Genomic DNA, 21,857 nt, shown 5'->3' with positions numbered 1-21,857 from the left:
AAAGTAGCTTATGTGAGACCCCGCAGGCTTGCCGAGGAGGCTCACGGGCTACCCGCGGAAAGCGTAGTCTTGCACGGAAATCATTAGCGGTATTAAGAACATACACTTCTATTGTTCGTCTTCAAATCGTGGCATTTTTATTTTTGGCACAGCCACCAGCTTATTCTTTTTCTTGTATTCGCTGTATCACTTCATGCAGCTCATCAGGTTTTAAAAATTCCAGCGGGGAGAAGCCTTTTTCGAACATGACGGACTCGCTTTCAATCATCAGTACATATCGACCGTTCACTTTTGCCAGATGAATGCTGTCACCAAAGTCGGAGAGAAGGGCTTTCACGGAAACATGGTCAAGTTTTACTTTCAGTTCGACTTCAGGTGATTGTTCGACGATTTGGGAGGTGGCTTCTACCACTTGTTCAGTTGTGAACCTTTCCTGAAGCTCGCGCTTAGGACTGATTGCCCATTCTTCCACCGCTTCTTCAAATTCAACACGTTCATCACTCTCTTCAGCATAGGTTTCTGAAATATGTTCCTTCACCATCCCGTAAACTTGGGATTTTACGATTTCGGGCATGGACTTTTCATATTCCACCCATTTCAAGAAATCTTCAAAGTATCTGGCGTGTGAAGCTTGATGGATTTTGATTTCGGCAGAGTCCATCATTCCTTCTTCAGGCATATAGGGATATTGGATGGATTTCATGTTTTTCGTCGTAATCGCCATTTCAACATTGTGAATCAGAGTCGCTTCATCGGTTATGGTGGCAACCTTTGGTTCGAAATCACATTTCATGATGAACACAAAGGGATCATCAAAGAATTTCGTCAGCTTTGCAGTCGCAACGAGGAATGCTCCACCTCGGATAGCACTCGCTTCTATGTACATTTGAACAATTTGATCACAGGCTTTGCGAAAGTCCTCTTTGTTTTCGGCAAACCGGGTACGGTGAAATAAATTATAATTTGGATTGGAAGTCAGCTCATGACCCGGTTCTACTACAAAGCGTCCAATTTTTGTGGGGGCAGACTCTGACTTTGAATGTCGGTCTACCTTCCGCTTCACAATTTTGGTTAGTTCGCCATCTAAAAAGCTTTTTAAGGGACTTTCTTCATACTCGGTTCCCGTTAACGTCTGAAAATGCTTATGCCGTTTATCGGCTTCTTCGCCTTTGCCCTCTACTTGTATTAAATAGAAGGAAAGGTTCTGAATAGTAAAATCCATGTTATGTTCTCCTGACCTAAATAGATTCGTTTTACATGTAATCATCTATACATTCATTGTTACAGTATAGAAAAGCTGAAAAGGTTCGTCAATTGACTTATGAAAGTTCATTCTGGTGAGATACTACTTGTTAAGAATTAAGTATAGGTGGTGTGCTATGTGGGGAATCAATCTTTTTTTTCATTGGTGAAGAAAGGAAACAAGTCATCGTTTTTCGCCATGGTGGGGAACGGGATTCTGGCGATTGCAAAAGGGATAGCTTACTTCATCAGTGGAAGTGGAGCAATGTTTGCCTCGGCGATGCATTCGTTAGCTGATGCAGTGAATCAGGGTTTTGTGTTTATCGGAAGTGTTCTATCTGAGAAGCAACCAACGGAGAAATTTCCGACAGGCTTCGGAAGAGTCATCAATCTTTTTTGTATGATTGCGGTTATCGTTGTTTCCATTATGGCCTATGAAACCATACGGGAAGGGATTCATTTACTAAAACATCCCGCTGAGGTAAAGGGCATTTGGCTGAATGTGTCGGTATTGTTACTGAATATCCTAATCGATGGTGCCATTCTTTATAAAGTAATGAAGGAAATTGGACAGGAAGCAAGGGCAGAAAGCACGGGTTTGGGAATTTTCTCAGGAGCGTTTAAAAACGTAAAGCGTGCTTCACCACCGACAAGGCTCGTGTTTTATGAGGATTTGGTTGCTGTTTCAGGGGCTATGTTAGCCCTGATTGCTGTATTGGTGTCCTACTTCACTGCCTATCAGCTTTTGGATGGAATCGTCACCATTGTCATTGGATTCCTTATGGTAGGAGTGGCTTTTAGGGTCGGTTATGACAACATGGTCGGTCTGATAGGAGTTGCTGCCCCGAAGGAAGTCGAGGACCGAATCGCTAGTACGATATTTGAGCACGAAGCAGTAATTGATATCTTCAAACTGAGGATCACTCAGGAAGGACGATACTATCATGTTGAATCGTATCTTGAACTGAAAAGAGGATTACCACTTTCAGAAGCAGATGATATTAAGTTCGCCATACAGGATAAATTAATGAGTGATCCGGATATTGCGGACGTAACGTTGGGGATCATCGAGGATGATGGAATTCAGGAATGGAAAGGAAGTAAACCGGAACCTCAATAAGAAACAGAGCATCCTGCCGAGAAGTTCAGCAGGATGTTTATTCGTTCAGGATTAAAATAAGTCTTCTAAGCTTCCATCCGTACACGAAAGAATGGAATAGGGGGCTGGGAAAACGTATAGTTTGGTCTTGCTTCATGTTCATACTATAATAAAGAAAATCATAGAATAGATTATGTGAGGAGGGGAGATAGAATGGATGTGAATGAGATACTGCAGCTATTCAAAGAGAGAACACCCAGAATACTTGGAAGTGAAACATTTTCTGAATATGCTATTCTACTTCCTTTGATTGAGGTCAACGGCCAAACGCATGTTTTATTTGAAGTTCGTTCCTTAAACATGAGAAGACAGCCAGGGGAAATTTGTTTTCCTGGAGGGCGGATAGATCGAAGTGATTCGGATGAGAAAGCAGCAGCTATTCGTGAGACATCAGAAGAACTGGGAATTCATGCAGACACCATTACAGATGTGTATCCCCTTGATTATATCGTGTCTCCTTTTGGGACCATCATTTATCCATACGTAGGCAAAATAAATGTATCCATAAAAGAGTTAAAACCGAATCAAGCTGAGGTGGAGGAAATCTTTACTACACCATTGACCTATCTACAGGAAAGGGAACCTGACTTGTATAACATCAAGTTCAAGATGGAGCCGGAAGAGAGCTTTCCGTTCAAACAAATTCCAGGCGGAGAAAATTACAACTGGCAGGCTAGAAATATGAAAGAACACTTTTACTACTATGAAGACAAAGTCATATGGGGATTAACCGCCAGAGTTCTTCATCATTTTGTGAAACACATTTCGTGAATAGTCTTTTCAATAAGCTATAATCTAAAACTATATCTAGAAGTAGATTTAGAAAAAAATCATGCTAAGAAAGTTGATTGGAGCGGAAATCAACCACTACTCGCTTTTTTTAAAACAACAAAATTTACGAAAACAGCATTTTTCTAAAAAGAAATTCTACAATTACCTATACGTATTGACATTCGTTTTCAATTAATACTTTTTTCGATAGGGCAACATGTCGGAGAAAGTATTTTTGTTTGTAAATATGTAGCAAATTGAAGTGTTTGTAATGGTTTAAATGGAGGTAAAGAAAAGTAAGCAAAAGATGATGAAAATAAGGAGAGGGGAAATAACGATGATTATTCGCGCTAAATGCTGGAGAATGCTAAGTGTACAGGAAAAAATGTTTATCCTTAAAGCTGTATGTAATAAGCATCTCAAAAAGTAATGAATAGGAATTTTCTTTATGCTCCTTAGAAAAACGTACAATTTCATCATGTTCATGAAGTCATTAAGCCCATATATAACGGAGAATCCTATGCCGTTCATCTAAGACTCCTTTGCTTCTCTATTTGAAATGATTAATCTAACGAAATCTTAAAAATCGTCCGATTGATTTATTGGATGTTATCGATTGGTGGTAAGATCAAACCGAAATAATGAAGAATCAAAAAAGCTATATAGGAAATCGGTACACACTCTGTGTACGATAGCCAGGAGTATACATGGCTACTTCGATCCAGCCACCAAGTGATTTTTCGTATTGTTATGCAAAGATAAAATAGGATGGCTAAGTCCTTACACCCCAGGACTTCTATTTTTATTTATTAAAAAAATACATACCTCAACTCAGTATGTCCCCTGAATCCTATCTCAATTATTAATTTCTTATATTTCCCCTATCATCCATTTCCACTTTTCATTTAACATTTGGTAAAATAATATAGTACATACATATAAGGGGGACACCTTAGTGAAAGGATCAAAAGTAGTAATCATAGCCGTAATCCTTATGGCCGTTCTATTAAGTGCCTGTAACCGGAATGCTGCTGAAATGGTGATGAGTGGTGGAGTGACAATAAATGAAAAGGCCAATACGATTACATTCAGAGGAGTGCTCTCAGACAAAGCACTTGAACCGGATACTCCGTTTCAAACCCGTTTCTACCTGCAGGGAGCCACGATTAAAAATGCACTGGGAACGGATCTGATTTATACAGATGAGGAGTTAAAGAGCCGTAAACAGGGAGAATCACCACAAGAGTTTGAGGTTAAGAAAACAGTGGATATTAAAAAGCCGGAAGAGATCGATAAGTTAATGAGTGAAATAAAGAATAAAGATAAAGAAGCCGTCACGATTGAACTTGTTAATGATAACGGTCGAATTGATGATCAAGTTCTTCATAATGTAACAAAGGAGTAGGTCCGCAATGACCTGCTCCTTTGTCTGTCCTGATTACTTGGTATTGACCGGTCTTTTTAAGGCATACAAATCGTCCTCGAGAAGAAGCATCTTATCCATCAATACATCTTTAGAATCCATCACTCCCTGATTATAGAGGTATGGACCAATCTCTTTCATAAAGAAATCAAACCAATTACCAGCACCTAAATCTCCAATTTCATCACCGGTCTGCTTATAATGAAATGTCTGAATTCGCTCAATCATAGTATCTTTCTGTTCTTTTGGTATCTTCGTAAACATGATAGATAATCCTCCCATCGACTTTCTTCCATCGTAACATAACGGGCCGATTACAGGTATGAATCCCAGCCTTGGGAATTTTTAATCAAACAATATGTATGTCAAATATGAACAAAGAAAACAATGAAATTCTGAAAGGCTAGTGTAGCAGAAAGAAAGTCATCCAACATATAAATTTGTATAATTGTGGCAAACTAAATCCTGACAGGCCAAGTGCCTGTACGTCATATATAGACTAAAGGAGAATGCGAATGTGGCAGGAGTTTAAAAAGTTTGCCGTGAAAGGTAATGTCATAGATCTTGCAGTGGCGGTCATTATAGGTGCTGCTTTTGGTAAAATCGTTAAATCCCTGGTCGATGATATCATTATGCCCCTTCTAGGTATATTGCTTGGTGGCATCAGCTTTACGAACTTAAAAGTTACGGTAGGAGAAGCTGTCATTACATATGGGGTGTTCCTGCAAAACGTAGTGGATTTCTTCCTCATAGCCCTCGTTATATTCTTTATTATTCGGCTATATAAGAAAATGGAACGCAAAGAAGAGATCAAAGCGGAAGTGAAGGTCGATCAGAAGGAAGAGCTTCTTAAAGAGATACGTGATTTATTAAAAGATCCCCGGCACAGTCCTGAATAATTGATTAATCGACAAAAAAACAAGGAGATTTCCTTTATTTATCCAATATATAGTAAGAGAAGAACAAGAGGGGGAGAAACAATGGAAATCAACTCATTATATTTAATTAAAGAAAAAAATGGAATGAAGAAAGACTTTTCTTTACTCCTTTCAATGATGGACTATGCACGGTTCACTTCTGTTAGCGAAGTTGAGAACTTACCGGTTGAAATGCTTGACTATCGTTGTCACGATGAAGCAAATTCAATCGGTATGCTTCTTGCCCATTTTGATGCAGTTGAAAAAATTTATCAGGTCCTTACCTTCGGAAACCTAAGTGATGATGAAATTGAGGAATACGCAATGACCTTGGAACCTGCCTTAAGCTTAGGCAGTAAGGCAGCCGAAAGGATTAAAGGGAATAAAGTCGAATTTTACCTTGAGAACTTGCAGATGACCAGGAACAAAACGGTGGAGCAGTTCAAACAACTGGATGAAACTTGGCTATATGAAGAAACGGACTGGTGGTACGGTGAAAAGGGAAATAACTTCTTTAAATGGTTTCATGTATTTGAAGATGAAATCAATCATAGGGGACAAATTCGCATGATCAAAAAACTCTATGCAAAAGAACACAATATTTCAATCGTGGACTAAATCCTACATCGTATTTTACAAAAAGACCCATTCAAATTCTTGAATTTTGCATGAGATTCTGTTATAGTAAAGATAGTTATTTTTGTTCGGTTAATATGCACGATTGAAGAACATTCGTCTTGAATTTTAATCAGAGCAGGAATATAAATATTTTTATGTGCAACTGCACTAGGAGGTACTTGTTTTATGTTACAAGGTAAAGTTAAATGGTTTAACGCTGAAAAAGGTTTCGGTTTCATCGAAGTTGAAGGTCAAGACGATGTTTTTGTTCACTTCTCTGCTATCCAAGGTGAAGGATACAAATCATTAGAAGAAGGTCAAGACGTTACATTTGAAATCGTTGAAGGTGCTCGTGGACCACAAGCAGCTAACGTTCAAAAGTAATTCAATCGTAAAACTCCAAACAGAGTACGTCGGCTGACGTGCTCTGTTTTTTTGTGTCTTCCCACGTCCAGTGGATACTCGACTCTGTTCAGTATCTATACTGGTTTTTCCTGAAAAATTCTGTTACTGTACTGGTAACGATACTTTATTTATTGGAGTGCTGAATTTTGTGGAAAAACGCTAAGAAATTTTTTATTTTTATTGGAGTTTTCATAGGAAGTAACATCATATTAAGTATTATTGCTGGTCTGATTTTAACAAATTTGTATCATAGTAATGGGTTTAAAGGATCTCCCGTTATCGGGACTTTAATCAATGTCGCAGCAGCTGTACTTGCTATTTTTGTTGCGTACAAACCGTTAAAGAAGAAAGATCAGGCTTAACCTGGCTGAATTCACCTTATTTCTGTCCATGTGCACACTTCATATCAATAAGAATAAGCTAATCACACTAACCTTTCCGGAACAATCCTGGGAGGTTTTTCTATGTTAAATATGTATGAGGGAAATGTTCATCATTAGATGGAATCTATTCAACACATAAGAGTTATCGTGAAGGTCCATTTTTACACATTAAGGAGTTGTTTTAAGAATTCCTTCACTGATAGTGACGGGCTCCATAGAAAGAGACTAGTCCGTTGACTAGTCTCTTGTTAAGTATTCAATTGTGTCACTATGTTTTATTTATTTTGTTGGTTTTGTTGATTTTGTTGTTTAGCAGCTTTTCTAGCTCTTTCAGCAGCGTTTTGCTCTTGAGCAAATTCTGCTTCATTTTTTTGTTGTTGTGGTTTGTTGTTGTTGTTGTTAGTCATGATTATCACCTCCGTCTACTATAATTTGCCCCGAAAAGAAAAAAAGATACATGAAAAATCAAATTAAACTTGTGAAGTTTCCATATTCAAATTTAGAGTGAGGGACGGACCTTGAAGAGGTCCGTCCCTCACTTTCCAGTTACTTACTAGTTTAGCCCTTTGAAAAGGGGGGTACTAATAAGTTTGTGCATTTATTTTCTTTACATACCTATTTCTACATGATAGAGCTACATCAACGAATTAAGGGGGAAGTCATTTGAAAAATTTCACACCAATGTTTTGGATTGCGATTACCATCGGCATCATTTTTGTGGCTTGGGGGGTTATTTTTCCTCAGGCATTGATTGATATCATGTCCAATACCCAAGGAGTTCTTCTGGACAAATTTGGCTGGTTTTATCAATTTTCAGCTTCATTCTTTTTCATCATCGCCATCTTCTTTGCATTTAGTAAATATGGGAAGATTCGATTAGGGAAGGACACTGATCGACCTGAATATTCCACATTGACATGGTTTGCCATGCTCTTTAGTGCAGGAATGGGAATCGGACTCCTATTCTATGGAGTATCGGAACCTGTTTCTCATTATTCCACTCCACCATTTGGAAAAGGCGGGACCATAGAATCAGCTAAAATCGGATTACGCTATACATATCTTCATTGGGGATTCCATGCCTGGGCCATTTATGCAGTCGTAGCATTGGCCCTTGCCTATTATAAATTCAGAAAGGGCATGCCAGGGTTGATGAGTGCCACATTATATCCAGTCATTGGGGACAGAGTGAAAGGTCCAATAGGGTATATTGTTGATATTGTCGCTGTGTTTGCCACGATTTTCGGTGTAGCGATCTCACTTGGAATTGGTGCACAACAAATTAACAGTGGACTTAATTACCTGATGGGAACCCCGATTGACTTTAAAGTTCAGCTGATCATCATGGGAGTTGCAACGGTTCTATTTATTACTTCTGCTGCAACTGGTTTATCTAAAGGAATTAAATATTTGAGTAATGCCAATATGATATTGGCGGTCTTGTTATTCATTGTCTTTCTCATCGCAGGTCCTACGCAATTTGTCCTGGAATTGTTTTTGACCACTTTTGGGGGCTATGTTCAAAACCTTCCTAGTATGGGGTTACGCTTTTCACCATTTAATGTGGAGAATAATCAATGGGTGAAGGATTGGACGATCTTTTATTGGGCATGGTGGATTTCATGGACACCGTTTGTGGGAACCTTTATTGCGAGGGTTTCAAAAGGAAGGACTGTTCGTGAGTTTATCATCGCCGTCATCATTGTGCCTACAATCGTATGCGCCCTGTGGTTTGGAGTATTCGGAGGCACAGGATTGTATTACGACTTTGTTCAAGGTGTAGATGTAGCGGGTCAAAGTTTGGAGACGGCATTATTTTATGTATATGATCAAATGCCTCTAAGTGGGGTCCTTTCAATTATTTCCCTAATCTTGATTATCACTTTCTTTGTGACGTCGGCCGACTCGGCAACATTTGTACTGGGGATGCAAACGTCTAATGGAAGTTTGAATCCTCCATTCTTCGTGAAGTTCAGCTGGGGGATCGTACTGGCTGCCATTGCGGCGATCCTGATGGGGACTGGCGGTATCAGTGGATTGCAAGCAGCCACCATCATCACAGCCTTACCATTGGGGATAATCTTATTTGTCATGACATATGGATTAATTCTTTCATTCCAAAAAGAAATGAAAATGAAAAAGAAAGAATAGAACGTCTGCTGCTGGTAAGTGAGTTACTTAACAGGAGATGAAATAAAATAAGTGATGAACCCTCTATTTCGTATAGAGGGTTTTTCTATTGGAATTTTTTGATTCAATGAAATAATGATACGCCTATGACGGCGAAAAAGATCGGCGTCCCCTTTTTCATTCATTTATCCGTAAAGGGAAACTTCAAGCAGGCTATGGGGCGGATGATGGAGCTGCTTTACATTTCATAGGTGAAAATCTTTATAAAGTAGTGAGTTCAAGAGCTCATGCTTCCGCCTATTGGGTCGAAATGAGAGAGAACGATATGCACGAAACGGTTTTATCGACAGAATATCTAAAACAGGTAAAAAGATAGTCACTGAATCAGCATACTTTCAAGTTCGATGACATAGGGATAGTGATGAGTCTTTTTCTAAGGAGGAGAACACCATGTCTGAAGACAAACGAAATACTCCAAGTGACTTAGTAAAGAACACGTCAAAGCAAGCCAGCGGACTAGTCAATAAAACGGCAGACACAGCTAACGAAATAATCAAAAGTGTTAGCGGTAAAGGCGGACTTGTAGGGAAAGTGTCAGATACATCGGCAGATTTTGTGAAAAATGTTAGCAATACCGGAAACAAAATGGTCGGGAAAACAGTAGACACAGCAAGCAAGGCAGTCAAGGGTGCATCCAATAAGTTATTTAAAAAGAAATAAGTAAGCGAGGGGAGCGATTTCCTATGGAGGGATTGCTCCTTTTCTTATTCACCTCTAATATGACGAAGATGCTATGATAAAATGGAGATGAAAAACTCAGATCAAAGTGGAGGGTGAAAATGACTCGCATTCGTTTTATTTCAGCTACCGATACATATGCCATTAGACAAGAAATCTTAAGGCCGACGCAATCAATAGAGGAGTGTCATTATGAAGGAGATTCAGACGATAGTTCCTTTCACATTGGCGTTTTTGAAGGAAAGGTGCTGATCAGTATCGGTTCCTTTTATCAGGAGGCACAACCGGGTTTAAATGGATGTCTCCCTTACCGGCTAAGGGGAATGGCCACTCTTAAGGATTACAGGGGGAATGGCATTGGAAAGCAGCTCATCGAATACAGCGAAAAGGTTCTAAGAGAAAAAGGCTGTGAAATGTGGTGGTGCAATGCCAGAATTTCGGCTGGGCAATATTATGAAAAATTGGGCTTAACTCAGTTTGGGGACGTATTTGAAATAGAACCAATCGGGCCACATGTGATTATGTATAAACAGATATGATTGTTGGGATCGAGGCAATATAAAAATGACATATCTGCTCCTTAACCTTCTTCCTATACAGCTTCCACATTTAGTCACGACATAAATAAACAACCGGGAAAAGCCCGGTTGTTTCTCCATTATCATTCTTGAATAGCAGATCTTCTCAGTTTAATAAACTTCACTAAATTTAACACAATGGTTTTTGTTACCGCGTAAAAAGGAACGGCCAGGATCATTCCAAGAATACCTGCCAGGTTTCCAGCCACCAGCAATAAAATGATTATCGTCGCTGGATGAGTATCGAGGCGCTTGCCTAAAATCAGGGGTGAAAGGAGGTTCCCCTCTATTTGTTGGGCAATCGTGACCACCACAATGACGAGAATGGCTTTCGTCGGTGAATCAAACAGGGCCACGATGATGGCAGGTGCAGCACCGATAAATGGACCGATAAACGGAATGATGTTTGTTACCGCCCCTATTAACGCCATCACCAATGCGTAGGGAAGTCCAATGATCAAATACCCGATAAACGTCAGGGTCCCCACAAAAGAAGCTACCGTCAATTGTCCCTGTATGTATGCGGCAAGTGTATCACTCGTATCCTTTAAAGTGTTGATCCCTTCTTCCCGGTAGGCAGGAGGCAGAAATTTTGAAATGGCCTTAGGAAATTTATGGCCGTCTTTAAACATAAAGAATAATAGAAAAGGGACGGTGACAATCAGGATCGTTATACTGGTCAGAACACTTACTAATCCTTTAAGAGCAGTTGTAATATTATCTGGTAATGTATTAGCAAAGTCCATTAACTGTTTTTCTACATCTTTTAGTGACACATAATCCTGACTCATCATCCATTTGAATTGTTGAGTCTCAGATAAGTATTCGATAAAATTCCTAGTTTGTCTTGCATACTCCGGAAGCTCATTGAACAACCCTGTGATCTGCTTCGAGAGAATCGGCGCGATATTCCCTATAATTAACACCATCACTCCAATAATAGCAGCATAAAGCACGATGATGGCAATGGTTCTCGGCAATCTTGCCTTTTCCAGGAGATTGACTAATGGATTTAATAAAAAATACAGAAATCCTGAAATGATGATCGGGAAAAATAATGTTGAAGCGAAGACGACAATCGGTTCAAATAAAAATGAAATCTTTGTTGAAACATAAATAATGGTAAGAATAATGAGAATCTGAAGGCTCCATGAGTACATCTTTTTCTTGGTCAAGCTATTCACCTCTACCTATCGACTTGTTTGTGTGATTAAGTATATCAAATACTGAAAGGAAAACCCTACTAATATATAGAGGACAAGGAGAATTATTTTGTGAGAAAAATCATTCTGGATAAGTTGAAAAATATCGAAAGAGAAGAGAGAGTCAGGATTCTGTATGCCGTCGAAGCCGGGAGTCGGGCATGGGGGTATCATACAGATGAAAGCGATTATGATGTCCGGTTTATATATATACGGGAGGTGCCCGCATATTTAAATCTTCAAGGGACCAAGGACGTTATTGTATGGCCTGCACAGTATTCCATTGAATTCAGCGGATGGGACCTTAGTAAAGCACTCAAGCTTCTGCGTAAATCAAACCCTTCTCTAATGGAGTGGTTAACAAATGAAAATGTGTATATTGAGCACCCGGACATAGAGAAAGTCAGAAAGCTGAGAGACCAGACTTTTTCTCCAGCCCGCTGTTTGATTCATTATTATCACATGGGTAAACGCAATATGGAAAAGTATTCGAAAGAGGAAATCAAAGACTTGAAGGAAATGATGACGATTATCAGACCGTGGCTTGCTTATAAGTGGATTAAAGAGTATCAAACGTTTCCACCAAATGGGATGAACGAAATGGTTGACTCTATTACTATGAATGAAGAAGTGAAGGATACCATCTCCTCTATGCTCCTATCAAGAGTAAATGGGAAGGTGGTTCCGTTCCCCATCTTAATGTTTATGGAAAAGTACATAAGAGAAGATTTACTTAAAATGGAGGGGACTCTGGAGGATCTGCCCAGCGATGAATCGTTTCAATGGGGAGAAATAAACGAAACGTTCTTAAACATTTTAGAAAATGTATGGGGTGTACTTTTAGACAGGGAGGAAGGTTAACAGGAACCTTGGAGATGCATAATGGCACCTAATTTGGGAAGCATAGAAAAAAAGATTCTTACTGAAGGTGCTAATATGAGTTCGTTTAATAAAAGGAATAGAAGAATACCAAAGCAGCTGCTTTCAGAAAAAGAAGAAGTTGTGCCTGAATTTCTCACTCTTGAAGAGAAAGTCTCTTACTTTCGTAATGGTTTATTTAATACTGATGATTTAAAACTAAGAGAATTAACTTTTAATAGTAAAATATTGACCATAATGTTTATTGATTCTGTCATTGATAATAGGAGCTTACAGACGTATATTATCAAACCTTTATTAGAGAAAGGTTCCGGCGATATACGTGATGTCGTAAGCAGTAATAGCATCAAAGAAACATTGTATTTAGACGAGGCACTCAGTGCAATGGTGGATGGACACTGCCTTTTACTAACCGAAGACAGTGAAATCCTGACCTTTATCAGTATGCCTAAAATTCTTACAAATCGTTTCGAACCAATAAACGAAAAGGTGATTAGAGGGTCACATCAAGGCTTCAGTGAAAATATCACGGAAAACGTGCAGCTTATTAGAGAGAGAATATCAAGTCCGAAACTGACTGTGAAATATTCCAGTATAGGAGAAACAACAAGGACAAAATACGCTTTGGTTTATTTATCGCATTTAACAAATCTAAAATTGGTGAAAACGATTGAGGACCGGATCAATTATGTTCAAGCAGATGCAGTTCAGTCCCCTGGGTATTTCGAAGAATTTTTAGAAGATAATTCGTTTTCTCCATTTCCGCAGTTTTTAAATACGGAACGGCCGGACCGGGTAGCTGGTAATCTAATGGAGGGCAGAATAGCACTACTAATGGAAGGAAGTCCTACCGTTTTACTCTTGCCTGTTAACTTCTTGTCTTTCTTTCAAACCGCTGAGGATTATAATAATCGGGCATTTATCGGTTCATTCGTGCGATTCATCAGATTAATCAGTTTTATTGCTACTCTTTGTCTACCCGCTTTTTATATAGCTGTCATCTCCTACAATTATGAGATCATACCGGTGGAAATAATATTTTCGATTAAAAGCTCCCTGGAGTATGTTCCATTTCCTCCATTGATTGAAGCGGCCATTATGCAGTTAACATTGGAATTACTTCGAGAAGCTGCTATCCGTTTACCGAACCCTATCGCACAAACCATTGGGGTGGTGGGGGGACTTGTTATCGGGACGGCTGTTGTAGAAGCGAACCTGGTTTCAAATACCATGGTTATCGTAGTGGCGATTACAGCTATATCTTCTTTCGTTATTCCATCTAATGAAATGAGTACTTCCGTTAGGATACTAGGTTTTCCCCTCATGATATTTGCAGCTTTATTTGGGGTCCTCGGAATAGTAATCGGGTTGATGTTGCTGTTGATCCATATGTCGACGCTAAAATCATTAGGTCAATACTATTTATACCCTGTTGCGCCTTTGGATTTCAAATCACTGAAAGACACCTTTATTCGTGTTCCCATGTGGCTGATGAAAGAAAGGCCAAAGGATTTGAAACCACAGTATAAGTGGAAAACGACAGATCCTCGAGGATGGAAAAAAAATGAAGAATCAGAGTAATCTTACTTCCATACAGTTGATGTTATTCATTGTCCAAACACAAATTGGAGTAGGGGTTCTTGGCCTTCCATTCAGCGTATTTTCCGTCTCCAAAGGTGATGCTTGGATTTCAGTATTGCTGGCTGGTATTGTTGTTCAATTATTTATCACGATATTTTGGGTCTTGGGCAGAAGGTTCCCTGCTAAATCCCTTTTTCAATATTCAATGCAATTAGTAGGAAAAGCAGGAGGAACATTCATCAATATTTCCTATGTCATTTATGGATTGCTAGTTACCAGCCTTATTATGATGTATTCAACTGCCATCATCAAAACGTGGGTGCTGACACTTACACCAAAATGGATCATTATGTTTCTATTGATGGGAACCGCAGTTTATTTAGGAAGGGAATTATTATCTGACATCTGCAATGTTTATGTGGTCGTTTCGGGATTGATTTTCTTTCTGATCTTGATATCTATCGTTGTATTGATCATTTATCCTGTTGATTGGAGGTATTTGCTTCCGATTGGTCACTCAGGAGGAACCAATATTCTAAAAGGGATAAAAGAAGCATATTTTTCAATGCTTGGTTTTGAATTGCTTTTGTTTCTTTTTCCTTATTTCCAGCATAATGGGGAACGGACCGTCTTATTCTCAGCTTCGATGGCCAATCTCTTTGTGACATTGCTCTATGCATTTCTCACAATAGTCAGTCTTGTGACGTTCAGTCCTGAAGAAATAGTCATTATTCCTCAGCCGGTACTATACTATGTGAAATCCCTGTATTTGCAAATTGTCGAGAGAATTGATTTGGTATTTGTTTCCCTTTGGGTGGTAAGTGTCATAACTTCGTTAACCAGCTACCTTTTTCTATCAACGGAGGGAGTCGCTCATACGTTTAAACGAATCAATCGTTCTGTCGTAACAATTTTCTTTGGCAGTTTATCTTTTATCATTGCCTTAATTCCCAATAAAGAAGCAGAAATGGAGTTGTACAACAAATGGGTGATTAATACATCCTATTTATTCATACTTGTCATTCCATTTCTTTTTTTAGGAATCTCTTTTATTTTCAAGAAAAAGGAAAGAGGGAAGAACGTATGAAGAAAAAGTTCATTATAGGAATCGTTCTGCTTATCATTAACCTTTCTTTGGCAGGGTGTTGGGATCAACGGTTACTGAAAAACGGTAGGCTTGTTTTTTCTTCTTCCTTTGACCAGGTTGATGAGGATACCATTAGAGCGACTGCCATCATTCGTGACTTTAAAGATCAAACCCCCACTAATGTGGTGATACAAGGTGAAGGGAAAACGATTCGTGAAACAAGAATGAATATGGATAGGAAACTTTCCGGAGTATTTGAACCCTCAAAAAACCGGGTCTTCTTATTGGGGGAAGAATTGGCTAAGAAAGATATTTATAAATTTTTAGATATTTTTTACCGTGATCCCAATAGCTCCATTTCTGCTAAATTGGCCGTGGTGGAAGGAAATGGGGGAGACATCCTCACTAAATTGAGTGAGAAAAATGTATTGATTTCTGAATTTATTATAGAATTACTTACAAGTGCGGAAGTTTCTACAGGAATTCCTAAACAAAATTTACAAACAGTTTGTACAATAATGTTTGATCAAGGTAAGGATTTTGCACTTCCTCTCCTTAAAATGAAAGATGGAGAAGTTGTATTAGATGGAACAGCAATTTTTCACAAGAATTCACTATCGGGTACCTTATCCTTTAAAGAATCATCTTTATATCTGCTTATGAACAATCAACAAGCAAAGCGAACACGATTCGTTTCAAAAATAGAGAATGATAATAAAATGAACATTGACAATTATATTACGTACAATGTTTCTAAATCTAAATCCAAGCTTAAAATTGTCTCAGACACACCAGAGAATATTCAGGTGGAAATCGATGTAAAAATGGATATTTCAATCGTAGAGTACCCTAAGGACAAATTAACTGACAAGAGTGAACTCAAAAAACTGAATAAAAAAATCTCAAAGGACTTAACAGAAGATGCAAAAAAAATGATTGAAAAAATTCAACTTGCCAACTCAGATTTATTTGGAATTGGTAGGGAGTTAATTGCATATCACCCAAAAACATGGGAGAAAATTAATTGGGAAGAAACATACCCCACCATTACCATTGAACCGACTTTAAAAGTGGATATCGTGGGACACGGGATTATTAATTAATATGTATCTTTATCAAAAATGTCCAGCCTTTAATAGTTCCACTACTTATAGGCTGGACATTTTTATTTCAGTCATGAAACCATCTTTAAACCAATAATACTCCCTATAATGCAACTAATAAAAAATAATCTCTTTATATCCTTCGTTTCCCTGAAAAAGATCATCCCGACGAGGACAGCTCCTGCTGAGCCTATCCCGGTCCAGATTCCATACCCCGTACTTACCGGGATATCCAGTAGAGAAAGGGATAATAAATAAAAGCTTATCCCTCCTGCTGCGAAGCTAACGATGGAAGGGGCAAGCTTCTTGTATCCTTCAGAAAGTTTCATAAATGTTACCATCACAACTTCAGAGAACCCGGCAAAAATGAGAAATATCCACGCCATTAATAGGACCTCCCTGTATCTTGTTCTTCTTTATCACTCATTTTGAGGCCGATCACCCCGAAAATGAGAAGTGTGATAAAAGCGACCTTCAACACGCTAATCCCTTCATGTAGAAATACCATTCCCACTACAGCAGTGCCTGCTGCTCCAATACCGGTGAAGACCGCATAGGCAGTCCCGATAGGCAATAATCTCATGGAATTGGAGAAAAAATAAAAACTTACCAAGATGAGGAGAGCCGTGACAATACTTGGGACAGGTTTTGTAAACCCCTCTGAAAGGGATAACCCAGTTGCCCAGCCAATCTCCAAAATACCACCAATAATAACGTATATCCAACCCATGATGCTACTCTCCTTTGCGACTTGATATACCTAATTCATAAACCTTCCAAGCCGATTCAATTCGTTGTCTGAAAATTTCTTCCGTGTAATAGTGATGTTCTAAAAAGACACCATCAACTAAACATAAAAAGGAGGCAATAAATTCATCCTCCTCAATTTCAATAAACAATTTGTGTTTTAGGCCTTCTTGGTAAATGGATACTAAAATCGCTGATGTAACCATTTCAAACTGAATGAATTGTTTTTGAATAAGATCTTTAAAAGCTTCTGGAGGAAAGAATGTCACTCTCTTCCATAGCAGGGCTTCTTTTGTTGTCATCAATCGGTGACAAAATAAGTCAAAGAGCATTCTTAAATTTCTTAGTGGTTCACTAGGATTCATTATTTCCTCTGCACTCTTATACGCCGACACTTCAGACACACTTAAATCTTCAATTACTTCCATAAATAAATCCTCTTTGCTACGGAAATGGTTGTAAATGGATGGCTTTTTAATACCAACAGCGGTTGCAATTTCCGTTAATGAAGTATCCTCGTAGCCTTTTAGACCGAATAAATCCAATGCGACATCTTTTATGAGTTGTTTATTGTCATTTTTCATGTTTATTCACCTTCTCTAATAACTAACTAACGGTCGTTAGTTTTATTGTAAATCCATTTTTGAATTTTTGCAAGAGGGGAAAAAATAATCTACAATTCAAAATAATCGAATGTATTACAGGTTTCTTTCATATAATCATCTGTTGATTTTTATATGGAAGGAAAGGGATATAGATGATGGGCTTACGGGTGAAATTTGTAATACTTGGTATGTTGCTTGTTCTTCTGGTGGGGCTCTTTATTCTGAAGCTGGTGGTTATCAGCCAAGAAGATTGGGTAATGATTGAGGAAAAGTATTTTCCGGCGAATGATAGAAAAGGTGCGGAAGGAATTAAATCAGGAGAGGTTATAGATGAAAACAGCAGTGATCCGTCTTGTTCTATGAAATTTGATAACGGTCATACCTATAAGCTGGATTGTGATCAATATTTAGATTTTAAAATAGGAGAAAAGGTCAAAATAGTTTCAGTTGAAAATAATTATGTGAAATTAAGAAGGAAGTAAATAATACTGAGGTACATACCCTTCGCATGGTAAAATAACAGGTACTAAATGATAAAAGGGCTGATTAAACGAATGAATAAACGTGATCTCGTTCAATATTTTATTGTTAATAAGGAACTGAATATGTCAAAGGGAAAAACGGCAGCGCAAGTGGCACATGCTGCTACTCTTAGCACGCTGGCGATGATGTCATCTGATTCACCTTTTCAAAATCGACAAGCAGACTTTGTAGAATGGGTGCAAACAGGAATGAAAAAAATTGTTCTAAAGGGAAAAGCCGGTGAGCTGGAGAAATTAGAGGGTGATGGATATTTCAGTATTCATGATAGCGGATTAACTGAAATCAAAGAGGGATCTTTAACAGTAGTGGCACTTCCGCCCATGGAAAAGTTTGAAGCAAAAGAAATTGTCGGGCACTTAACACTATTAAAAAACTAGAGAAGAACAAGGAGGTATTTCATTGTTTTCTAAAGTGGATACAGTACATATATGTGTAACAGATTTAAAAAAGTCTACTAAATGGTATGTAGAAGTGTTGGAGTTTGAGCAGGTTTTTGATTCAGGAAAGTATGTTGTACTTCAAATAGGTCAAGGAGACTCTACTCTAACGGTTCAAGAGGGAGAGGTCCGTCCCTCATCCATTAAGCCGATTCTCTTTTCTGATGCGCTGGAAGAGAGCCGGTTAAAGCTTGTGGAGAAGGACGTAAAGGTTGGAGGGATAAAAGAGGATGGGGGGGTTGCATTTTTTGAGTTCTGGGACTTAGATGGAAATGGTTTTGAGGCATGTCAATATATAACGTTCTAATTCGATCTGTGTTTCAGGTCCCGTGTAATGATCTCCCTCCCTTGTGAAATTAAACAGGGTAACTCAGTCCCTGTCTGTACACTTTGGGAGTGATTACAAAAAAGCTGATCAGATTAGGTTCTGATCAGCTTTTTTCGTAAATTATTCTATCGAGAGAAGCGTTTATTTTAAAGTATCCAGATACGCATAATATGCGGCTAGTTTTTCATTGTTGTTTGCAGCCCGACCGTTCCCTTTTAATGATTTACCTATCGCGAAATATTCTTTATGAACAGGCAGAACGTGAACGGTAATAGCTGGACGCCCTCTATGCCTATAATCCTGAGGAACGTGAAGCATGGAAAATCGTTTCATAAAAATGCCTCCTTTAAGGAGAAAGTTATTCTACCCATTTATGATTATTTAAGTAGAATCAATAATTGTTTAACATTAACATAATGATTGATTTGATTCAAATTTCAGATTATTACCTACAATTCATCGTGATAAAATATTTTAAAAGTACCCCCATGAATGGTATCCTTCTTTCGTATTCTTTGATAAGAAGGCAAAAGGCTTGTAGCCATGCAGAGTAGACACACAACTTGGGAGGTATTTAAAGTATGAACATTGATGATGTACTAGAAGATACCGTAGAACTTGGTCAAGAGGATATAAATCGCCCAATCTATCGCATTGATATTGATAAACTTCTGGATTTGACAAGTGATATTTAAGAGGAACATTACTATATAAGAGAAAAGGCCAGCCTGGATCCAGGCTGGCCTTTTCTCTTTTTGGTTTAGTCATGTCGTTTATGCTTGTTTAGTAGTTCTTTAAGAAGATTGATGATGGTGGCACGTTCGTCTTTGTTAAAGGTTTGGGTCCATCCTGAGATAAGTCTTTCTTCTTCAGGTGATAAGTCACGCTGCAAACCATCAATAAAGACTTCTGTTATTTCATCTCTTGCATATTTGGGGTTGATAGATTCATGTTTCATCAAATTCCCTCCTTCATTCTCCTTTACTCTATTCCCTTTGTTAAATTCATACAAACTTCCGAACTCTCTTGTCCCAATTTTGGTTATGTAACGAGTCGATTAAGGCAAGGATAGTAAGAAAAATCTAAGGAGAAATCAATGTCTCTTCCTTTCTTCATTTCCATATTAATCCTACTGATTTATATTGTCATTTTTATGCAAAAAAAACTTTCATTTACTTCAAACTCCATACAGTTCATGGCGTTATCCATCATTTCAACGAATTACATCACGATTATGACCAATAATCTGGAGTGGTTGAGGGCATCGGAGGATGTCACTCCATTTATCAGCTTATTGATAAACCGGGAATTCATTTTGCCATTGGTCGGGATTGTCATGGTGAATGGTTATTTGAATGACGGAAATAGAACTCATCGATTCTTATTATTTGTAAGCTTGTTATTCTTTATCAGTGTATTGGATATCCTTCACATACACTTTAAAACCATTGAGTATCCTCAATGGAGCCTGTTAAATACAATTATCGTGAATGGTATATATTTATTGATTTGTATTTGGATAGGACTAGGGCTTTATTATTTGCAGAAAAAGGAGGAGAGAGATAGTGGACAGAATCTATGAGAGGTCATTTGACTTAAACGAGTGGTTTATCATCATTAGTCTCATTGCACTCCTTTTATTGATCTGGATCACTCCGAAAATATTTTCATTCCTCGAAGGGTTAAGTTATTATCTTTATGGCATATCAATAGGAATGTTCTATGATCATACCATAAGCATTCCTCCATGGGATTTTTATGATGTCAATGACAGTTCCGCTTACCAGGCAATCGACTTTTTAAGTTACATCATGTATGGACCTTATAGTTATTTCTTCATTTACTTATATAAAAAGCTAAAGATAAGAGGGGTCATGAATCTTGCTTATTTATTGATTTGGACAGCTTTTTCTCTCTTGATGGAATGGTTCACGCTCAAAATCGGTATATTCCATTTTGATAAAGGGTATGAAATGTATTGGTCGATCCCCATTTATATGGCGGTTCAAAGCATTCAACTATTATTTCATCATAAAATAAACAAGAGTGACTGGTGTTAAGAAATAAACAAAAAATCCAGAAGCCATGTTGCAAATGGCTTCTGGATTTACATTATAGGGGAATGGCCAGATCATTTTGATTGAATCCGATGTCTTCGAGAGCTTGTTTTAAGCTTGAGCTTGTTTTTAAATCGTCGAAGGTTATACCGAGATTCCCTAAAGTATGGGCAACTTCAGGACGGATACCTGTCAATACCGACTGGACACCCATCATTTTTAAAGCATTTACAATTTGATAGATATTATGTGAAATCATCGTATCCATGATTGCTACACCGGAAATATCAATAAATAAATAGTCTAATTGTAATTCAGAGCTTTTTTTTAGTGCCGTTTCCATAACAGAGCTGGATCTATGAGTATTAATTTCCCCGACAAGAGGAAGAATCGCAATTTTGTCAGCTATCGGCACGATTGGTGCTGAAAGTTCATCCATAGCAGTATGAACAAGGGCTAACTGATCATTTTGCTGCTTTATAAATAGCTCATTGAAAAGATAAGCAATTTCATCGAGTAAGGGATTTATCTTTTTATTTGATTGCAGCATAATGGAGGCAGAAATTTGATTGTCGATTTGCTCATTGAAAAAATCCCAAATGGCCGTACGGAATGTGGAAAGAGTTTTTAGAGAGTCGTTTAGGGAGATTCCTCTTTGTATGGCTATTTCCCCAACTTTCTGAGACCACTCTTTTATTTTAATGAGAGAATCCCTTTGATCTTCATATAAAGATTCACCCAGTATGTGTATCAATTCAATTCTCCACTCTGTGATCTTCTCCATTTGCAAACCTGAAAACTTCAGTTGTTCAGAGTAACGTTGTTCCTGATAGTCAATTATATATTTAGCAATTTCGGATTTATGTGAAACGATTTCTTGACCCAGATATAATAATTCATCTCTCATTCTTTTCAGTCAACTCC

General features: G+C 38.1%; 29 protein-coding genes. 19 read left to right on the top strand and 10 right to left on the bottom strand.

The window, feature by feature from the left end:
* Positions 1-160: 160 nt before the first annotated feature.
* Entirely contained in the window at positions 161-1,222 is a 1,062-nt protein-coding gene (locus DET59_RS18160) for a DUF3900 domain-containing protein (protein WP_113971012.1), read from the bottom strand.
* Between the two features lie 159 nt (positions 1,223-1,381).
* Between DET59_RS18160 and DET59_RS18155 the strand changes: the two genes are divergently transcribed.
* The 3 genes from DET59_RS18155 to DET59_RS18145 all read left to right on the top strand — a co-directional run bounded on the left by DET59_RS18155 (position 1,382) and on the right by DET59_RS18145 (position 4,577).
* Positions 1,382-2,362: a cation diffusion facilitator family transporter gene (locus tag DET59_RS18155; protein WP_113971011.1), complete on the top strand. Its 981-nt coding sequence runs from the start codon at positions 1,382-1,384 to the stop codon at positions 2,360-2,362.
* A gap of 192 nt (positions 2,363-2,554) precedes the next feature.
* On the top strand, positions 2,555-3,172 hold the full coding sequence (locus DET59_RS18150) for an NUDIX hydrolase (protein WP_113971010.1): 618 nt from the start codon (positions 2,555-2,557) through the stop codon (positions 3,170-3,172).
* Positions 3,173-4,127: 955 nt separating this feature from the next.
* Complete coding sequence (locus tag DET59_RS18145; protein ID WP_113971009.1) at positions 4,128-4,577, top strand: hypothetical protein; 450 nt, start codon at positions 4,128-4,130, stop codon at positions 4,575-4,577.
* A gap of 33 nt (positions 4,578-4,610) precedes the next feature.
* Here DET59_RS18145 and DET59_RS18140 read toward each other — a convergent pair whose 3' ends face one another.
* Complete coding sequence (locus tag DET59_RS18140; RefSeq protein WP_258549728.1) at positions 4,611-4,859, bottom strand: DUF2164 domain-containing protein; 249 nt, start codon at positions 4,857-4,859, stop codon at positions 4,611-4,613.
* 251 nt (positions 4,860-5,110) lie between these two features.
* On the opposite strand from DET59_RS18140, the gene mscL reads away from it, so the two are divergent.
* The 4 genes from mscL to DET59_RS18120 all read left to right on the top strand — a co-directional run bounded on the left by mscL (position 5,111) and on the right by DET59_RS18120 (position 6,897).
* Positions 5,111-5,494 carry a large conductance mechanosensitive channel protein MscL gene (gene mscL, locus DET59_RS18135; RefSeq protein WP_113971008.1) on the top strand — a complete coding sequence of 128 codons (384 nt, stop codon included), beginning with the start codon at positions 5,111-5,113 and terminating at the stop codon, positions 5,492-5,494.
* An 81-nt stretch (positions 5,495-5,575) separates the two neighbouring features.
* Entirely contained in the window at positions 5,576-6,130 is a 555-nt protein-coding gene (locus DET59_RS18130) for a DinB family protein (protein ID WP_113971007.1), read from the top strand.
* Positions 6,131-6,316: 186 nt separating this feature from the next.
* On the top strand, positions 6,317-6,514 hold the full coding sequence (gene cspD / locus DET59_RS18125) for a cold-shock protein CspD (protein WP_032088076.1): 198 nt from the start codon (positions 6,317-6,319) through the stop codon (positions 6,512-6,514).
* A gap of 167 nt (positions 6,515-6,681) precedes the next feature.
* Positions 6,682-6,897, top strand: coding sequence for a hypothetical protein (locus tag DET59_RS18120; protein WP_113971006.1), 216 nt, complete (start codon positions 6,682-6,684; stop codon positions 6,895-6,897).
* Between the two features lie 296 nt (positions 6,898-7,193).
* Here the strand turns inward: DET59_RS18120 and DET59_RS22185 are convergent, their stop codons facing one another.
* A complete protein-coding gene (locus DET59_RS22185; protein ID WP_258549727.1) occupies positions 7,194-7,325 on the bottom strand; it encodes a hypothetical protein in 132 nt (43 codons plus the stop codon).
* Between the two features lie 256 nt (positions 7,326-7,581).
* On the opposite strand from DET59_RS22185, the gene DET59_RS18115 reads away from it, so the two are divergent.
* The 3 genes from DET59_RS18115 (at position 7,582) to DET59_RS18105 (ending at position 10,325) form a co-directional block, all read left to right on the top strand.
* Positions 7,582-9,069, top strand: coding sequence for a glycine betaine uptake BCCT transporter (locus DET59_RS18115; protein ID WP_309472482.1), 1,488 nt, complete (start codon positions 7,582-7,584; stop codon positions 9,067-9,069).
* A 429-nt stretch (positions 9,070-9,498) separates the two neighbouring features.
* Positions 9,499-9,768 carry a hypothetical protein gene (locus DET59_RS18110; RefSeq protein ID WP_113971005.1) on the top strand — a complete coding sequence of 90 codons (270 nt, stop codon included), beginning with the start codon at positions 9,499-9,501 and terminating at the stop codon, positions 9,766-9,768.
* 119 nt (positions 9,769-9,887) lie between these two features.
* Complete coding sequence (locus DET59_RS18105; RefSeq protein ID WP_113971004.1) at positions 9,888-10,325, top strand: GNAT family N-acetyltransferase; 438 nt, start codon at positions 9,888-9,890, stop codon at positions 10,323-10,325.
* Positions 10,326-10,447: 122 nt separating this feature from the next.
* Here the strand turns inward: DET59_RS18105 and DET59_RS18100 are convergent, their stop codons facing one another.
* Positions 10,448-11,539 carry an AI-2E family transporter gene (locus tag DET59_RS18100; RefSeq protein ID WP_113971003.1) on the bottom strand — a complete coding sequence of 364 codons (1,092 nt, stop codon included), beginning with the start codon at positions 11,537-11,539 and terminating at the stop codon, positions 10,448-10,450.
* A gap of 99 nt (positions 11,540-11,638) precedes the next feature.
* Here DET59_RS18100 and DET59_RS18095 point away from each other — a divergent pair, with 99 nt between their 5' ends.
* From DET59_RS18095 to DET59_RS18080, 4 genes are read left to right on the top strand one after another with little or no spacing between them, the layout of a single operon-like run.
* Positions 11,639-12,427, top strand: a complete 789-nt coding sequence (locus tag DET59_RS18095) for a nucleotidyltransferase domain-containing protein (protein ID WP_181778229.1) — start codon at positions 11,639-11,641, stop codon at positions 12,425-12,427.
* Positions 12,428-12,448: 21 nt separating this feature from the next.
* Positions 12,449-14,026, top strand: coding sequence for a spore germination protein (locus tag DET59_RS18090; RefSeq protein WP_113971001.1), 1,578 nt, complete (start codon positions 12,449-12,451; stop codon positions 14,024-14,026).
* Complete coding sequence (locus DET59_RS18085) at positions 14,010-15,113, top strand: GerAB/ArcD/ProY family transporter (protein WP_113971000.1); 1,104 nt, start codon at positions 14,010-14,012, stop codon at positions 15,111-15,113. The genes DET59_RS18090 and DET59_RS18085 overlap by 17 nt, the downstream gene beginning before the upstream one ends.
* The gene (locus DET59_RS18080; protein ID WP_113970999.1) at positions 15,110-16,216 is read left to right on the top strand and encodes a Ger(x)C family spore germination protein; all 1,107 of its coding nucleotides are present in this window, start codon (positions 15,110-15,112) and stop codon (positions 16,214-16,216) included. Before DET59_RS18085 ends, DET59_RS18080 begins: the two co-directional genes overlap by 4 nt.
* 71 nt (positions 16,217-16,287) lie before the next feature.
* Here the strand turns inward: DET59_RS18080 and DET59_RS18075 are convergent, their stop codons facing one another.
* From DET59_RS18075 to DET59_RS18065, 3 genes are read right to left on the bottom strand one after another with little or no spacing between them, the layout of a single operon-like run.
* On the bottom strand, positions 16,288-16,602 hold the full coding sequence (locus tag DET59_RS18075) for a DMT family transporter (RefSeq protein ID WP_113970998.1): 315 nt from the start codon (positions 16,600-16,602) through the stop codon (positions 16,288-16,290).
* Complete coding sequence (locus tag DET59_RS18070; protein WP_113970997.1) at positions 16,602-16,946, bottom strand: DMT family transporter; 345 nt, start codon at positions 16,944-16,946, stop codon at positions 16,602-16,604. The genes DET59_RS18075 and DET59_RS18070 overlap by 1 nt, the downstream gene beginning before the upstream one ends.
* Before the next feature lie 4 nt (positions 16,947-16,950).
* Complete coding sequence (locus DET59_RS18065) at positions 16,951-17,547, bottom strand: TetR/AcrR family transcriptional regulator (RefSeq protein WP_113970996.1); 597 nt, start codon at positions 17,545-17,547, stop codon at positions 16,951-16,953.
* 173 nt (positions 17,548-17,720) lie between these two features.
* Here DET59_RS18065 and DET59_RS18060 point away from each other — a divergent pair, with 173 nt between their 5' ends.
* The 3 genes from DET59_RS18060 (at position 17,721) to DET59_RS18050 (ending at position 18,855) form a co-directional block, all read left to right on the top strand.
* The gene (locus DET59_RS18060) at positions 17,721-18,050 is read left to right on the top strand and encodes a hypothetical protein (protein ID WP_113970995.1); all 330 of its coding nucleotides are present in this window, start codon (positions 17,721-17,723) and stop codon (positions 18,048-18,050) included.
* Positions 18,051-18,122: 72 nt separating this feature from the next.
* A complete protein-coding gene (locus DET59_RS18055) occupies positions 18,123-18,488 on the top strand; it encodes an aminoacyl-tRNA hydrolase (protein WP_113971018.1) in 366 nt (121 codons plus the stop codon).
* Between the two features lie 22 nt (positions 18,489-18,510).
* Positions 18,511-18,855 (top strand): VOC family protein, encoded by a 345-nt coding sequence (locus DET59_RS18050; RefSeq protein ID WP_181778228.1) that lies wholly within the window; start codon positions 18,511-18,513, stop codon positions 18,853-18,855.
* 162 nt (positions 18,856-19,017) lie between these two features.
* Here the strand turns inward: DET59_RS18050 and DET59_RS18045 are convergent, their stop codons facing one another.
* Entirely contained in the window at positions 19,018-19,209 is a 192-nt protein-coding gene (locus DET59_RS18045; RefSeq protein ID WP_113970993.1) for a hypothetical protein, read from the bottom strand.
* A gap of 427 nt (positions 19,210-19,636) precedes the next feature.
* The gene (locus DET59_RS18040) at positions 19,637-19,834 is read right to left on the bottom strand and encodes a hypothetical protein (RefSeq protein WP_113970992.1); all 198 of its coding nucleotides are present in this window, start codon (positions 19,832-19,834) and stop codon (positions 19,637-19,639) included.
* Between the two features lie 138 nt (positions 19,835-19,972).
* Here DET59_RS18040 and DET59_RS18035 point away from each other — a divergent pair, with 138 nt between their 5' ends.
* Positions 19,973-20,458: a hypothetical protein gene (locus DET59_RS18035; protein ID WP_113970991.1), complete on the top strand. Its 486-nt coding sequence runs from the start codon at positions 19,973-19,975 to the stop codon at positions 20,456-20,458.
* Positions 20,442-20,936 carry a hypothetical protein gene (locus DET59_RS18030; RefSeq protein ID WP_113970990.1) on the top strand — a complete coding sequence of 165 codons (495 nt, stop codon included), beginning with the start codon at positions 20,442-20,444 and terminating at the stop codon, positions 20,934-20,936. Before DET59_RS18035 ends, DET59_RS18030 begins: the two co-directional genes overlap by 17 nt.
* A gap of 52 nt (positions 20,937-20,988) precedes the next feature.
* On the opposite strand, the gene DET59_RS18025 is transcribed toward DET59_RS18030, so the two are convergent.
* Positions 20,989-21,840 carry an STAS domain-containing protein gene (locus tag DET59_RS18025; protein WP_113970989.1) on the bottom strand — a complete coding sequence of 284 codons (852 nt, stop codon included), beginning with the start codon at positions 21,838-21,840 and terminating at the stop codon, positions 20,989-20,991.
* Between the last annotated feature and the right edge of the window lie 17 nt (positions 21,841-21,857).

This window comes from Rossellomorea aquimaris, assembly GCF_003315075.1.
GTDB classification, from domain to species: domain Bacteria; phylum Bacillota; class Bacilli; order Bacillales; family Bacillaceae_B; genus Rossellomorea; species Rossellomorea aquimaris_C.
Note: the sequence above shows the minus strand (reverse complement) of the source record. Positions and strands in the feature narration are given on the sequence as shown.

Excerpts from the sequence above, each read along its gene's own strand:
- DET59_RS18160 (WP_113971012.1), bottom strand. The coding sequence starts at position 1,222 with ATGGATTTTACTATTCAGAACCTTTCCTTCTATTTAATACAAGTAGAG.
- DET59_RS18150 (WP_113971010.1), top strand. The coding sequence starts at position 2,555 with ATGGATGTGAATGAGATACTGCAGCTATTCAAAGAGAGAACACCCAGA.
- DET59_RS18140 (WP_258549728.1), bottom strand. The coding sequence starts at position 4,859 with ATGTTTACGAAGATACCAAAAGAACAGAAAGATACTATGATTGAGCGA.
- mscL (WP_113971008.1), top strand. The coding sequence starts at position 5,111 with ATGTGGCAGGAGTTTAAAAAGTTTGCCGTGAAAGGTAATGTCATAGAT.
- DET59_RS18130 (WP_113971007.1), top strand. The coding sequence starts at position 5,576 with ATGGAAATCAACTCATTATATTTAATTAAAGAAAAAAATGGAATGAAG.
- cspD (WP_032088076.1), top strand. The coding sequence starts at position 6,317 with ATGTTACAAGGTAAAGTTAAATGGTTTAACGCTGAAAAAGGTTTCGGT.
- DET59_RS22185 (WP_258549727.1), bottom strand. The coding sequence starts at position 7,325 with ATGACTAACAACAACAACAACAAACCACAACAACAAAAAAATGAAGCA.
- DET59_RS18110 (WP_113971005.1), top strand. The coding sequence starts at position 9,499 with ATGTCTGAAGACAAACGAAATACTCCAAGTGACTTAGTAAAGAACACG.
- DET59_RS18105 (WP_113971004.1), top strand. The coding sequence starts at position 9,888 with ATGACTCGCATTCGTTTTATTTCAGCTACCGATACATATGCCATTAGA.
- DET59_RS18090 (WP_113971001.1), top strand. The coding sequence starts at position 12,449 with ATGGCACCTAATTTGGGAAGCATAGAAAAAAAGATTCTTACTGAAGGT.
- DET59_RS18085 (WP_113971000.1), top strand. The coding sequence starts at position 14,010 with ATGAAGAATCAGAGTAATCTTACTTCCATACAGTTGATGTTATTCATT.
- DET59_RS18080 (WP_113970999.1), top strand. The coding sequence starts at position 15,110 with ATGAAGAAAAAGTTCATTATAGGAATCGTTCTGCTTATCATTAACCTT.
- DET59_RS18075 (WP_113970998.1), bottom strand. The coding sequence starts at position 16,602 with ATGGCGTGGATATTTCTCATTTTTGCCGGGTTCTCTGAAGTTGTGATG.
- DET59_RS18070 (WP_113970997.1), bottom strand. The coding sequence starts at position 16,946 with ATGGGTTGGATATACGTTATTATTGGTGGTATTTTGGAGATTGGCTGG.
- DET59_RS18065 (WP_113970996.1), bottom strand. The coding sequence starts at position 17,547 with ATGAAAAATGACAATAAACAACTCATAAAAGATGTCGCATTGGATTTA.
- DET59_RS18060 (WP_113970995.1), top strand. The coding sequence starts at position 17,721 with ATGATGGGCTTACGGGTGAAATTTGTAATACTTGGTATGTTGCTTGTT.
- DET59_RS18055 (WP_113971018.1), top strand. The coding sequence starts at position 18,123 with ATGAATAAACGTGATCTCGTTCAATATTTTATTGTTAATAAGGAACTG.
- DET59_RS18045 (WP_113970993.1), bottom strand. The coding sequence starts at position 19,209 with ATGAAACGATTTTCCATGCTTCACGTTCCTCAGGATTATAGGCATAGA.
- DET59_RS18040 (WP_113970992.1), bottom strand. The coding sequence starts at position 19,834 with ATGAAACATGAATCTATCAACCCCAAATATGCAAGAGATGAAATAACA.
- DET59_RS18035 (WP_113970991.1), top strand. The coding sequence starts at position 19,973 with ATGTCTCTTCCTTTCTTCATTTCCATATTAATCCTACTGATTTATATT.
- DET59_RS18025 (WP_113970989.1), bottom strand. The coding sequence starts at position 21,840 with ATGAGAGATGAATTATTATATCTGGGTCAAGAAATCGTTTCACATAAA.